The 14,202-nt window shown below is 65.6% G+C and carries 9 protein-coding genes; 1 reads left to right on the top strand and 8 read right to left on the bottom strand.

From position 1 onward, the window contains the following. Complete coding sequence (yfcE, locus tag JI75_RS03725; protein ID WP_039688855.1) at nt 1-546, top strand: phosphodiesterase; 546 nt, start codon at nt 1-3, stop codon at nt 544-546. Between the two features lie 58 nt (nt 547-604). Here yfcE and JI75_RS08730 read toward each other — a convergent pair whose 3' ends face one another. The 8 genes from JI75_RS08730 to rnpM form a co-directional block, all read right to left on the bottom strand. Then, nucleotides 605-5,188, bottom strand: a complete 4,584-nt coding sequence (locus tag JI75_RS08730; RefSeq protein WP_052241566.1) for a Cna B-type domain-containing protein — start codon at nt 5,186-5,188, stop codon at nt 605-607. 284 nt (nt 5,189-5,472) lie between these two features. Next, on the bottom strand, nt 5,473-7,590 hold the full coding sequence (locus JI75_RS03715) for a sodium-translocating pyrophosphatase (RefSeq protein ID WP_039688853.1): 2,118 nt from the start codon (nt 7,588-7,590) through the stop codon (nt 5,473-5,475). A 172-nt stretch (nt 7,591-7,762) separates the two neighbouring features. Then, nucleotides 7,763-8,689, bottom strand: coding sequence for a riboflavin biosynthesis protein RibF (gene ribF, locus JI75_RS03710; protein WP_039688851.1), 927 nt, complete (start codon nt 8,687-8,689; stop codon nt 7,763-7,765). Continuing rightward, complete coding sequence (truB, locus tag JI75_RS03705) at nt 8,682-9,683, bottom strand: tRNA pseudouridine(55) synthase TruB (protein WP_039688849.1); 1,002 nt, start codon at nt 9,681-9,683, stop codon at nt 8,682-8,684. The genes ribF and truB overlap by 8 nt, the downstream gene beginning before the upstream one ends. Nucleotides 9,684-9,699: 16 nt before the next feature. After that, nucleotides 9,700-10,716, bottom strand: a complete 1,017-nt coding sequence (locus tag JI75_RS03700; protein ID WP_240993220.1) for a DHH family phosphoesterase — start codon at nt 10,714-10,716, stop codon at nt 9,700-9,702. Beyond that, nucleotides 10,700-11,065 carry a 30S ribosome-binding factor RbfA gene (rbfA, locus tag JI75_RS03695; RefSeq protein ID WP_039688844.1) on the bottom strand — a complete coding sequence of 122 codons (366 nt, stop codon included), beginning with the start codon at nt 11,063-11,065 and terminating at the stop codon, nt 10,700-10,702. The genes JI75_RS03700 and rbfA overlap by 17 nt, the downstream gene beginning before the upstream one ends. Before the next feature lie 76 nt (nt 11,066-11,141). After that, complete coding sequence (infB, locus tag JI75_RS03690; RefSeq protein ID WP_039688842.1) at nt 11,142-13,889, bottom strand: translation initiation factor IF-2; 2,748 nt, start codon at nt 13,887-13,889, stop codon at nt 11,142-11,144. Between the two features lie 11 nt (nt 13,890-13,900). Next, nucleotides 13,901-14,194 (bottom strand): RNase P modulator RnpM, encoded by a 294-nt coding sequence (gene rnpM, locus JI75_RS03685; RefSeq protein WP_039688839.1) that lies wholly within the window; start codon nt 14,192-14,194, stop codon nt 13,901-13,903. Between the last annotated feature and the right edge of the window lie 8 nt (nt 14,195-14,202).

Below are 14,202 nucleotides of genomic sequence, written 5' to 3'. Positions count from 1 at the left end.
ATGAACCTGCTTTTCGCCTCCGACCTGCACGGGTCGGCAAACGCCGCCGAAGCGCTCGCCCAGCGCGTTCGCGCAGAGCGCCCCGACCGCATCATCTTGCTGGGGGACCTGCTGTACCACGGACCCAGAAACGCGCTTCCCGACGGGTACGATCCCGCGCGCACCGCGCAGATCCTCAACGAATTCGCCGAGAGCACCCTCGCGGTGAAGGGCAACTGCGAAGCCGAAGTCGATCAGTGGATGCTCGACTTCCCCTGCATGGCCGAATACGCGCTCGTCGAGACCGACGGCGTCTGCTTTTTCGCCACGCACGGGCACCGCGCGCGCATGGCGCCCAACGACCTGCCCTCCCTTCGCGCAGGCTCGGTGTTCGCATACGGGCATACCCACGTGAAGCAGCTTCGGCGCGAGGGCGGCATCGTGCTTTTGAATCCGGGCAGCGCCGCTTTGCCGAAGGATGGCGCGCGAAGCTACGCGACCTACGAGAACGGAACCCTGCATCTGAAGGCGATCGACGGCGCACCGCTTGCGCACCTCGATCTTTAAACGAGGAAGCCGCGGCCCACAGGGACCGCGGCTTCGCGTGAACGGTTTCGATCGGTCGTTACGCCCGCTGCCTCAGCGCACGCAGGGCAAGCAGAGCGGCACCCGCAGCAACGAGCGCGAAGGCGACCGTAGGAGCATCGCCCGTGGCGGGGATACCGTCCGTAGCGGGCGCCTCACCCGTGGTCGGCGTATCGCCGGGGTCGGTCGGGGGCACGTGGACGGGAGCAGGCTTATGGGTGTTAGTGACGATGAAACCCGAAACCGCGTCACCTGATACGGCCGCCTCGTAGCCCTCGGGGACGTCGCGCTCCTCGACGGTGTAGGCGATCTCGGTTCCCGCCTCGAATCTCTTCAGGTGCGCAAAGGAACCCTTCCAGTCGTTCGTTTCGGTGAGCACGAGAACCTCGCCGGTCGGCTTCCCATCCGCGAGCAGCGCCACGGTCGCGCTCGCGGGGCGGATGCCGTCAGCGTCGTTGCCGTCGTCCCACACCTTGGCCACAGCCACGGAAACCTCGGCCGACTTATAGGAGTTCGTAACCGTGAAGCCGTCCTTGGCCGTGCCGGACACCACCGAGGCGTAGCCCTCGGGCACGCCCTCCTCCGTGACGGTGTAGGCGACCTCCGCGTCATCATCGCCATGGGTTCTCAAACCCTCAAAGGAGCCCTTCCAGCCGTTCCCTTCCGAAAGCACGAGGGTCCTGTCGGTGGGAGTGCCGTCAGCGAGCAGGCGCACCGTCACGGAATCAGGGCGCGCGCCGTCGCGGTTGCCATCATCGTCCCAGTTCTTTGAGACGGCGATGCCTATGCGCTTGAGCGCGTTCTTAAGCGCGAGGGAGGCCTCAGGCGTTTCCGCATTAACGGTTACCTCGACCGGCTCTGCAAGCTTGAAGCGGGCGGGGGCGGAGACCTCGGTCACCACGTAGTCGCCCAGGACGAGATCCAAGAAGACGACGTTGCCCTCGTTATCGGTCGCGGCGTTCGGCACTTCCCTCTCATGGATATCCAGGGCGGGAGAGCCGTCTTTCTTGGCGATACTGAACTCGATACCCGCAAGAGGACGGGTCTGCTCTCCCTCTTCAGCCTCGGCGGTCTTGGTAAGCGAGACCTTGCCGGGGACGTACTCGACGGCGATGTTTCTAGTGGCCTCGCGCTGCTGGGGGTTCAGGGCGAATTCAGTGGTCTTGGCGGTCAGCCCTTCGTAGGTCGCCTCGTCCAGATCGCTGCCCGGGGCCGCGGTTCCGTCGGCCTTGGGCAAGAAGCGCTCCTGCGCGGTGCGCTCGGCCGCGATGCGGTAGGTCCCGCGCAGGTAGACGGGGGCCTCGTAGTGCCCCTCCGCGTCCGTTACCAGTTCGATGGCGGTGCCGTCGGGATTCTTGAGCTCGCTGCCGTCCAAGCCGACGATCTTGAGCGCGCGGCCCGCGAGCGGCCTGTCGGTGCCCTCGGTGTAGGCGCCGTCGCCGTCAAGGTCGAGAAAGTAGATACCGTCGACCTTGTAGGTGGAGAAGTAGGCCTCCACCGAATTGGCCTCCGAGTAGTTCTTTCCGTCGGTAGAGAAGGCAGAGGAGTTCACGGCCTTGTCGGGGTTCTCCGACGCGTCGTCGTGAAGCGTGCGGTCGAAGGGGATCGCCGAGGGAACGTAGATGTCGACGTCGGCCTTGCTCGCGATCTCCTTACCGTCATTGAGGACGGCCTTGAAGGACTTCACCTGGGAGAAGTCGGTCACCTGGGCAGCCGTGAGCCAGGCGCCGTCGCGCACCGACTCGAGGTCCGCGCCCTGCGGCGCTACCTGGTAGTAGAAGGTGAAAAGATCGTTGACCGCCCCGTCGTTGGCCGACTCGATGCTCGCGGTAAGGCCCGTGGGAAAGCTGGAACCCCGCGGCGGATAGGCGCCCTGGGCGTTGGCGACGACCGTATGGTCGCCAACGGCAGGCAGGACGTCGATCACAGAGAGCGCGGTCACCGGCACGATGGAGTTGTTGAACACGTTGAGGCGGTAGGTAAGCGGGTAGCCCAGATCGCCCGTAGTGGCAAGGCCGTAGTCCTCGCCATCGTAGGAGATGGCCTTGGAGAGCATGAGCTCCAAGGGCGGCACGTAGGTCACCGTGGAATGGACCTGCATGAAGACCTCGTCGTGGTCGCCGTCGCCGTCGAGGTCGAGGGCGTCTGCATAGTTGTACATTCCCTTCTGGTCGCCTGTGGCGTTGAACTTGTAGGGGCGGATAAAGTCGTTGTCATCCCAGGTCATGTACGTTGCCACGTCGTTGTCGCCGCGCTGGGTGTACTTCGTGGCGCGCAGGTGTAGCTCGACCAGGTGGCGGCGGGCGACGGGCACGTCGCCGTAGTCCACGACGACGGCGGTCCTGCCCGTGCCCTGGTAGTTGGGAACCGTCGTAACCGCGGGCACATCGAGGTCCGCCTGCTGGTCGACGCGTTTGTAGCCGTCGTATTCGATGCCGTCGGGCAGAAGCGTGATCGTCTTCAGATTTTTGATATGGGTGAAGTCGCCGTAGTCGCTGCGCCAATCAGTGGATCCTGTGGGAAGGTCGGGGCCGACGAGGAAGTTGAACGGCGTGCCGCCGGTCTTATAGACGACCGTCTGGTTGGACTGGATGTACTCGCTCACGATCGGCATGAGCGGCGAGACCGAAACGAAAGCGTAGTAACCGCTTGAGAGATACGTGCTCGTCTGTCCGCTCTCCAACGTGAGCGTTGCCGAGGAGCGGTACGGGGTGGTGTTGAAGTTGCCCATCTCGCTTAGGCGGTTCGTCTCGCTTTGCACGAGCCCCACGTAGGCGTTCGCGATGAGGCGCATATTGTCGAGCACCACCGGCTCTTCGAAGCGCGCCACGAGCTTCACGAACTCGCGCTCGGTCGCCTCCTCGACCGCGACGCGCTGCCCCATCTGGACGTGCTCGGCCAGAAGCTTCTCGGTGCCATCGGCGCGGACGCCGTAGAGCCTGGTGTTACCCTCGTTCACCACCTTGGTGGCGACGGCGATGTTGCCCTCGATGATCGGCCTGTTCTCGGCAGTCCAATCGCGGCTCGTCTCAAAACGCGTGAGCACGAAGGACTTGTAGTAGAGCTCGTCGTTCGCAAGGGCGTGCTCCACCTGAACGATGCGCGCGGTCGCGCCCCCTTCCCAAGGACTCGCGTAGCCCGACCCGTTGTTCGTTTGAGAGATTCTGATCCTAAATCCCATACCTTCTTCGGTCCAGTCGCTCTTGTTGTGGAAGAGCCGACCGTCGAGGTATCCGTAGTCGTAGCTGCCCCACGACGCACCGGGGTGGGACTCCGCCACATGACCCGAGTTCTCGATGCTGAGGTTCGAGGCTCCCTTGTAGACGACAGGGGCAAAGTTTACCGTCTCGTTGCGCGTACCGATGAAAGTGCCGCCCGTGCCGTCATCGTTGGCGTTGTAGTAGAAGTCCGCAGTGACCGAAATGTCGGTGTTTACCGGGGTGGTCGTGTCGAACCGAAAATACATGTAGGAATTAGGACGACCGTTAGACAACCCGCCCGTGATGTATTCGGACTGGTAGTTGCCGTTCAAGAAATACGGGGTGTCCGCGAACCTGGGTCCGGCGTAAAACGTCGTGACCTTGGTCGTGCCGTCGGCCTGCGGCTCGATGGTCGTGCTGGGAGCCGGATTGGTCAGGCTCACCCCCTTAGGAAGCGTTAGGACCGCTTTGACGTTTCTTGGGAACTCGAGCCCTTGATTGCCGGTAGCTCCCGACTCGGGATTGGCATGGAGGCTCCAGCGAAACGACATCCCCACGGGTACGTCCAGCGTCGTGGAATCCGCCGAATCGACAGGGCCATACACCTGCGCCCAGTGGCCGTTTGCCACAAGGCCGCCGGGGTTTCCAGCCGGAATGGGCGCGCCGTCGACGGCGTCAACGTACTTCGGCCTTGCCTGGGAATAGTCCCAGGCGTAGGAGTACGGCCCGAAACCCGCGGTCTTGGCGGTGTAGGTACGCGCGGTGTGCGCCACGACCGCGCCGCCGCCCGCATAGAGCGTAGCGTCGAGGGTGACCGTGTCGCCGTCGGTGGCGAAGTGGCCGTCGAAGTCGAACAGCACGGGATAGGTGGAGTGCGTGCCGCCCGAGAGCGAGCCGAAGCTGTACTTCACGTAGGAGTAGCTCTCGTCGCTGTAGCGCTCGGTGGTGCCGGCCTGGGAGTCTGCGAAGACGAGCTTCTCGATCTTGTTGGTTTTGTCGATGCGCAAGACGACGTAGGCGCCCGGGATGACGTAGTCTTTGCCCGAGACGTCGAGATCCACCACGTCCGAGACGTTCTCGAAGGTCCAGTAGTCGGACTTGCCCTCGGTGAAGGAGCCGTCGGGCGCGAGCGCGCCGATGCGCAGCTCGACGCGGGAGGTGTCGTTGGCCAGGGGCGCCAGAGCCGCCTCGCGCACGGTCGGGACGGGCGCGGGATTTTCGGCTTGCGCGGCCTCGGTGGGCGCGGGCGCCTCGGAAGTCGGAGCCTCGACCTGCGCCGAGGGCGCATCAGACGCGGCCTGTGCGGCGGTGGGCGCACTGGGCGCAGACTCCGTTGCGGCGGCCTCGAGCATCTGCGCACCCGTCCACGGGAGCGCAAGCGTGCAGGCCAGCGCGCAAGCGAGCAGCTTCTCTCTCAGTTTCATGGCTCTCCTACTCATCCGGGGCGTGCTGTGAAGGCACCCCCCCTCCCGAGCAGAGTTCCACGGACCCGATACGCCCTTCATACATGTGAGTCCACTATACCTGGTTTCTTCTCACATTGCAGGCCGACAATCGAATTATTAAGACCGCTCACCTATTTTCGTCGTTCTAAAATTGACTTGTACGCACAACTTAAAGCGCTTTCATTCACCCGGAAACGAAGAAGGCCGCACCCATACGGATGCGGCCTTTTCAATGCCTCGGAGCGCGAAACCCGTATAGGGACCTACACGAGCACCTGAAGCGCGATGAAGAGCGGCGAGAACGTCAGCGCGATGATCGTCATCAGGTTGATGAGGATGTTCATGGACGGGCCGGAGGTGTCCTTGAACGGATCGCCCACGGTGTCGCCGACCACGGCGGCCTTATGGGCATCCGAGCCCTTGCCGCCATGCGCGCCCTTCTCGATGTACTTCTTGGAGTTGTCCCATGCGCCGCCGGCGTTGGACATGAAGATGGCCAAAAGCATACCGGTGGAAACGGCGCCGGCGAGGAAGCCGCCCAGCATCTCGGGGCTGAAGCAGCCGATGACGATGGGGATGACCACGGCCAGAAGACCGGGGAGCATCATCTTTTTGAGGGCGGCGTTCGTGGAGATGGCGACGCACTTGTCGTACTCGGGCTCGGCCTCGTACTCCATGATGCCCTTGATCTCGCGGAACTGACGGCGCACCTCTTCGACCATGGCATGGGCGGCCTGCGAGACCGCACCCATGGTAAGCGCCGCGAACATGAACGGAACCATGGCTCCGATGAAGATGCCGGCGATGATGAGCGGGTTGGTGAGCGTCAGGCTGAAATCGGGGAACGCGTGGTGCATGGTCGCCTGGTAGGAGACGAACAGCGAGATGGCCGCGAGGCCCGCGGAAGCGATCGCGAAGCCCTTGGCGATGGCCGCGGTGGTGTTGCCCACGGCATCGAGCGAGTCGGTGCGGTCGCGGATCTCCTCGGGCAGGCCCGCCATCTCGGCGATGCCGCCGGCGTTGTCGGCCACGGGGCCGTACGCGTCGACGCCGATGGTGATGGCGGTGTTGGACAGCATGCCCGTCGCCGCGAGCGCGACGCCGAACAGGCCGACGGCGATGCCGCCCTCGCTGGTGTCGACCAGCGGGAAGGCCATGTTGCCGAAGAAGTACGCGCCGATGATGGCGAACGCCACCAGCAGGATGGGAACGATGGTGGACAGCATGCCCGTGGACAGGCCCTGGATGATGTTGGTGGCAGCCCCGGTCTCGGAGGCCTCCGCGATCTTATGGACGGGCTTGTACTCGTCCGAGCAGAAGAACTCGGTGGTCTTGCCGATCAGCATACCGGCGACCAGGCCGCAGATAACCGACCCGAACAGCCACAGGGGCTGGCCCTCCTGGGACTGGCTGTTCCACAGGAAGAAGATCGCGAAGATGGCGCAGATCTCGAGCACGGCCGCGACGTAGGTGCCGCGGTTGAGCGCCGCATGCAGCGAGGCGCCCTCCTTGGTGCGGACGGCGAACAGGCCGATGATCGAGGTGATGATGCCGCAGGCGGCGATCACGACGGGAACGACGACGGCCCACACCAGATCGACGCCGGCGAAATAGCCCAGCGAACCGAAGGTGACGGCCAGGATGGTGGGGGCGATGATGGAGCCCGTGTAGGACTCGAACAGGTCGGCGCCCATGCCCGCGACGTCGCCCACGTTGTCGCCCACGTTGTCGGCGATGGTGGCGGGGTTGCGGGGGTCGTCCTCGGGGATGCCGGCTTCCACCTTGCCCACCAGGTCGGCTCCGACGTCGGCGGCCTTGGTGTAGATGCCGCCGCCCACGCGCGCGAAGAGGGCGACTGCGGAGGCGCCGGTGGCGAAGCCCTCGACCATGCCGACGTGCTCGTGCATGAGGTCGACGGCGTTGATGTTGCCGAACACCAGCAGGATCAGCCACAGGGACAGGCCGAACAGGGCGAACGACGCAACGCACAGGCCCATGGTGAGGCCGGATTTGAACGAGACGTTCAGAGCGCGGGCGACGGACTCCTCAGCCGCATGCGCGGTGCGCGTGTTGGCGCGCGTGGCGACATGCATGCCGGCGTAACCGGCGCAGGCGGACAGCACGCCGCCGGTGATGAACGCGAGCGCGGTCCACGGAGACAGCGCGACGGCCATAACGACAGCGACGACGGCCACGAAGATGGCGAGCATCTTGTATTCGCTGACGAGGAATGCCTTGGCCCCCTGCTGGATCTTGACCGAGATGCTGTTCATCTTTTCCGGACCGGGGTCTTGCTTGAGGACCCAGGATCCGAGGTATGCTGCCACAGCCATGCCGATAAGGGCACAGATGGGAGCAAGCCATGCTACCGAAGTAGTCATGTAATCCCTCCTTGATACGCATAGGAAACAACTACGGAACGGTCTTTACGCTAGGCATTAGAGCGTAAAGACCGCATCGTAGTAATTCTAGGTGATTTGGAAGGAAATCGTAACCTCAAAAGTAAGCGTATTTCGGCGGTTTTATACCGCTCGATGCAGATTCCCCTCGCCGCTACAGGTTCTTTCGGATCCACTCGATGTTCGACTTCACGGTTTCGATCAGCTCCTCGACCGAGTCGAATTCGATCATGGGGCGGATCCGCGTGTCGAAGTCGACCGCGATCTCCTCGTCGTAGATATCGCCCGAGAAGTCGAGCAGATGGACCTCGCACGTGGCCGTCGCCTCGTCGCGGAAAACCAGCGAGACCCCCACCGACACCGCCGCTTTGTAGGTGGCGCCCCTCACATGGGCGTACGCCCCGTACACGCCGTCGGCCAGCACGCGGTTTTCCTGGGGGACCACCAGGTTGGCGGTACGGAACCCCATGTCGCGCCCCTCCCCCCTTCCGGGAAGCACGCGCCCGCGGATCCTGAAGCGCCTGCCCAGAAGCTGGTTGGCCTCGCCGATCGCGCCGCGTTGCAGAAGGGCGCGGATACGGGTGGCCGAAACGGGCATATCGGCGAGGCTGAGCAGGTCGTGGGCGCGCACCGTCATCCCGTGGGCGCTCCCCCACGCCGTCAGCTCGGCGATGCCGCCCGACGCCTTCGACCCGAAATGGAAGTTCTGCCCCACATGGATGCACGACGGGACGCGGCCGGCAAAGGCCCGCTCCAAAAACGCCTCGGGGGACAGCGACGCGAAGGCCCGCGAGAACCTGAACGCCACCACCGCATCGACGCCCGTCTCGGAAAGCTCGCGCAGGCGGTCTTCGTTCGACATGAGCTTTCTCAGGCTGTCTGCGCGAAACAGCTCGTCGGGATCGATGTCGAACGTCAGCGCGACGGCCCGCGTCTGCCGCTCGCGGGCATCGGAGCGCGCCTGGTCTATAAGGAACCGATGCGCCGAATGCACACCGTCGAAGACGCCGAACGCGCAGGTGGCGCCGGAAAGGACGCGCGGGTCGAACCCCTCGTCGCCCACGAACATGATCTCAGCCACGCGATACCCCCACAGAAAAGCCGCAGCACGATTTCCAGCAGCCGCGATCCGAATCGAATTCGTACAAGGCGATCAGCGACCCGCGCGCAACCAGCGCGACGACCTCGCCGGGCTCGGGCCGCTTGCAGCTGGGTTCGAACGCCGAGGAGCACAGCGAACCCGCTTCGAGGATCGGGCGCGGGGCGAGATCGAACAGCTCGAGGTCGCGCGCGGCGAAGCGCCCCCCGTTGCGCACGAGGGACTCCCGATCGTCGGCGAAGGCGAACCGATATCCCAGGACCGCGACCGGATCGAGGGCGGCCCGCTCCCGGACATCTTCCAACCGATCGAGCGTCACGCAGTCTTCGAGCCGAATCGAGCCCGCCTGGATGCGCCGCAGCTCGAACACGTGCGCCGGGCACTGGGCGACGCGCCCCACCGATCGGGCGAGCGAGCGGATGTAGGTGCCCTTCGACACCGAGAAGCGCACGTCCCAGAACACGAGGTCGGTCTCATCGTCGTGGGATATCCCCAGAAGATCGGCCGCGTACACCTCCACCGCGCGCGCCGCAAGCTCCACCTCGGCGCCGGCGCGCGCCCGCGCGTAGGCCGGCTTGCCGTCGATCTTCACGGCGCTGTACTGGGGCGGCACCTGCATTTGGGGGCCGACCTGAGTCTCCAGGACACGGCGGGCGAACGACTCCGACGAGAGCCGCGCCGATACGGGGCACACGACGGTCGGCTCCCCCTCGCGATCGTCGGTTGAGGTCTCGTACCCGAAGGCGATGCGCACGTCGTAGGACTTGTCGTGGCCCACCATGAACCTGTCGAGCCTCGTCGCCGGGCCGATGCATATCGGCAGGACCCCCGTTGCCAGAGGATCGAGCGTTCCGGTGTGCCCGACGCGCTTCTCGCCGAAGATGCGGCGGCACCGGTTCACCACGTCATGGGAGGACATCCCCTGGGGCTTGTCGACGGCCACCAGAAGCGAGTAATCGGTCGCGGCGCGCTTCACGTCGTATCGACCCTCCTTACGCGGACGCGCCGTACAGCGCGTCGATACGGGCCAGCACCTGGTCGAGGGCGCCTTCCAGCGTGTCTTCGACGGTGAAGCCCGCCGCCGCGGTATGCCCGCCGCCGCCGAACCCGCGCGCGAGGACCGACACGTCGGCCGCATCCTTCGCCCGCGCGCTCCCGCGCACCGAACCGTCCTGCTCGCGCAGCATGACGGCAACCTCCACACCCGCGATCTTGCGCAGGGCGTCGACCAAAGGCTCGGTGTCGGCCTTCACGGCGCCGAGGCGCTCCATATCGGCCGCCGACACGAAGCTGACCACGCAGCGACCCTCGCACGAGAACACCGCGCGCTCGATCGCGAGAGCTTCGAGGCGCATCGAGGCGAGCGTGCGGTACTGGAAGAACTCGCGCGCGACGAGGGCGGGGTCCGCCCCGTGCTCGACCATGGAAAGCGCCCCCGAAAACGCCGAGGCGTCGGCGTTTTGGAACTGGAAGCACCCCGTATCGGTGGCGAGCCCCGCGTAGGCGCACAGCGCCGCCTCGCTCGTCGGGCGCCCGACGAGCTGCAGGCACATCTCCCACACCATGAGCGCGGTGGCGGGAGCCGCGGGCTCGACGTGCACGAGGTCGGTCATGGTCGTGTCGACGGCGTGGTGGTCCACCGTGATGGAAAGCCCCGCCCGTTCCAGCAGGCGGGCCGCGTCGCCGATGCGCTCGACGGTGGGGACGTCCACGGCCACGAACACGCCGCAGGCCCCTTCGTAAAGCGCCGCGGGAACCATGTCGGAGGCGCCGGGGAGCAGCGAGAACGGACGATCGAGCGGATCGTCTTTCGCCAGAACGCAAACGGCGCGCTTGCCCATCTGGCGCAGCGTATGGGCGAGCGCGAGCTGAGAGCCCAAACAGTCGCCGTCCGGGCTCACGTGCCCGGTGATCACGAAGTCGTCGCCCGCGCGCAGCTTAGAGACGATGTCTTCCAGCGAGGCGTTCGTCTGGGGCGTGATGGCGGGCATGTTAGTCTTCCCGCGCATCGCTCGCGCGGCGGTCGCGCTCGTTTTTCAGGGCGATCGCGATGCGTTCAGCCTGATCAACGCTTTTATCCACGAAGAAGCGCAGCTCGGGGGCCACGCGCCAGGTGAGCTTCTTGCCCATCTGCGTGCGGATGCGCCCCGAGGCCGCTTTCAGGGCCTTGGCCACCTCGTCGTAGCGGCCCTTGTCGGCCGAGTAGTACACGTTGCACACCGAGCGGTCGAAGCTCACCTCGCAGTCGGTGATGGTGACCAGCGCCAAGCGCGGGTCGGCAACCTCGAACATGAGGATCTCGGCGATGACCTGGCGCGCCTGTTCGTTCACGCGCCGGCTAGACGATCCCTGTTTCATAGCGCCTCCTAACTTGAAAGCGGGCGCCGGAACATCCCAGCGCCCGCAACGGTGCATTGCCTGAGCGAAGCGGGCCCTACTCGGTGCGCTCCACTTCCTTGACCACGAAGCCCTCGATGGTGTCGCCCACCTTGAGGTCCTGGAAGCCGTTGATGCCCAGGCCGCATTCGTAGCCGGAGCGGACCGACTTCACGTCGTCTTTGAAGCGGCGCATGGACGCGAGCGTGCCCTCGAAGACGATGGTGCCGTCGCGCACGATGCGCACCTTGTCGTCGCGGTTCATCTCGCCCTCGATCATATAGCAACCGGCGATGGTGCCGACCTTGGGGACCTTGAACAGGTCGCGAACCTCCGCGATACCGGTGTCCTGCTCGACGATGTCGGGCGACAGCAGGCCCACACGCGCGGCGTTGATCTCTTCGAGCGCCTGGTAGATAACGCGGTACAGGCGGATGTCCACCTTCTCCTTCTCGGCCTGCTGCTTGGACTTGCCGGTCGGGCGCACGTTGAAGCCGATGATGATGGCGTCGGATGCCGCCGCCAGGGTGACGTCGGTCTCGGTGATGCCGCCCACGGCCGAGTGAACGATGTTGATGCGCACCTCGGACTGGTCCATCTTCTCGAACGCGTCGCGCAAAGCTTCGATGGAGCCCTGCACGTCGGCCTTGACGATGAGGTTGAGGTCGGTCTGCTTGCCCTCCTCGATGCGCCCGAACAGATCGTCGAGCGACATGTGGGACTTGGCGTCCTGCGCGGCGAGGCGCTCGCGCAGCGCGCGCTCCTCGGCCAGCTTGCGGGCATCGCGCTCGTCCTCGAACACGCGGAACTCGTCGCCTGCGACCGGCACGCTGTTCAGGCCCAGGATCTCCACCGGATCGGCCGGACCGGCGGCATCCACGTGGGTGCCCCGCGGGTCGACCAGCGCGCGGACGCGGCCGTAGGACGTTCCGGCCACCAGCGAGTCGCCCGGCTTGAGCGTGCCGCGCTGGATGAGGACGGTGGCAACCGGCCCGCGGCCCTTGTCGAGGTTCGCCTCGATGACGAAGCCGGATGCGAGCGCATCGGGGTTGGCGCGCAGCTCCAGCACGTCGGCCTGGAGCAGGATGGTCTCGAGCAGGTCGTCGATGTGGAGGCGCTTTTTGGCCGACACCTCGACGAACATGTTGGTGCCGCCCCATTCCTCGGGAACGACCTCGTAGCTCACCAGCTCCTGACGCACGCGATCGGGGTTGGCGCCGGGCTTGTCGATCTTGTTGACGGCCACGACGATGGGCACCCCGGCCGCGCGGGCGTGGTTGATGGCCTCGATGGTCTGGGGCATCACGCCGTCGTCGGCTGCGACCACGAGCACGATGATGTCGGTCACCTGGGCGCCGCGGGCGCGCATGGCGGTGAACGCCTCGTGACCCGGGGTGTCGATGAAGGTGATCTGGCGGCCGTCGATGGACACCACCGACGCGCCGATGTGCTGGGTGATGCCGCCGGCCTCGCCCTGGGCCACGCCGGTATCGCGGATGGCGTCGAGCAGCGAGGTCTTGCCGTGGTCGACGTGGCCCATGACGGTGACCACGGGGGGACGCGGCTTGAGATCGTCGTCGGAGTCGTGGTAGACCACCGCGAACTCCTCTTCGGGCGACACGACGCGCACCTTGCGGCCCATGTCGTCGGCCACGAGCTCGATCAGCTCGTCGCTCATCGACTGAGTGAGGGTCAGCACCTGACCCAGCATAAACAGGCGCTTGATGACCTCGTTGGGCTGAGCGCTGATGAGCTCGGCGAACTTGGAAACCGATGCGCCCTGGGGGATCTCGACGACGGAATCGTCGAGCACCAGGCTGGGATCGAGACCCTTCTCCAAGGCCTCCATCTCCAGGCGCTCGCGCTGCTCGGCCTGGCGCTTCTCCTTGCGCTTCTTGCGACGGCCCTCGTTTTCGGCGGGCGTGGCCGCCGCGACGGCCGCACGGGCCTCGGCCAGCACCTTGTCGCGCTGGAGCTTCTCGACCTGGACGGCCATGCGCGCGTAGCGATCGTCTTCGCTCGTGCGCTCGAGCTCGGGGACCACCTGCTCGCCGCGCTTGCGCTTGCCTCCGCGGGCGTCGTTGGCCCCTGCGGGCGCGCCGCGGCGGCCCGAAGCGGGCTTGGGAGCGGGACCCTGCTCGGCTATGCGCTTCTTCTCGGCTTCGATCTGGGACAGAAGGGAGTCGAACCCGCGCTTGGGAGCGGAAGCCGGGGGAACGAGGCGCTTAGCGGCGGGCGCGTCGGCTGCGCGGACGGGAGCCTTCTTGCCCCCGTTGCGCTGGCGAAGCGCCGCCTCGACGGCCTGCTTCTTGGCGACCTCGCGCGCTGCGGCTTCGGCGCGCGCACGGATGCGGGCCTCCTCGGCCTCGCGGCGAGCGCGTTCCTTCGCGTCGGCGATCTGAGCCTCGAGCCCGGAGAAGGGAGAGGCCGAAACCGGCGGCTTTTTCGCCGCAGGGGCAGCCGGAGCCGCCTTGGGCTCGCCTTCGGGGCGCTGGCGGCGGGCGCGTTCCTGCTCGCGCAGCGCGCGCTCCTTCTCAACCGCCTCGCGGCGGGCGCGCTCCTCTTCGGCCTGGCGCTCCTTTTCCTCGGCCTCCTTCTCGGAAACCACGACGATCTTCTCGACGCCGTTTTCAACCACTTCTTTGACCTCGGGCTCGAGGGCCTTGCGGATCTTGTCCACGTAGGCCTCCTCGAGCATGGAGGCATGGCTTTTCGCCGGGATCTTCATGTCGCGGATGCGATCGAGCATGTCCTTGCTCGACAATCCGAACTCTTTAGCCAGCTCATGTACGCGCATACCTGCCATAAACCACTCCTTTACGCTTGGGCATCGGCAAAGGCGCTCGAAACCTGCGCCGCAATGCTTATCACTTGATCGTCGTCAATCTTCATCTTCAATGCCCGCTGCAGTTTGGAGGTCCTTGCCGCCTTCTCGAAGCATTCCTGCGAGCACACGTACGCGCCCCTCCCCGCCATGCGGCCCTTCGGATCGACCTGCGCGGCTCCATCCGACGTGCGCACGATGCGCAGAAGCGCGGTCTTGTCCGACGTCGCGCCGCACCCGATGCAGGTGCGCTGGCGCTTGGGCTTTTCCTGGGGACGGGCTGCCATGATCGAAC

Origin of the sequence: Berryella intestinalis, assembly GCF_000814825.1 — a bacterium.
Classification (GTDB): domain Bacteria; phylum Actinomycetota; class Coriobacteriia; order Coriobacteriales; family Eggerthellaceae; genus Berryella; species Berryella intestinalis.
This window is presented reverse-complemented; position numbering and strand designations above follow the sequence as displayed.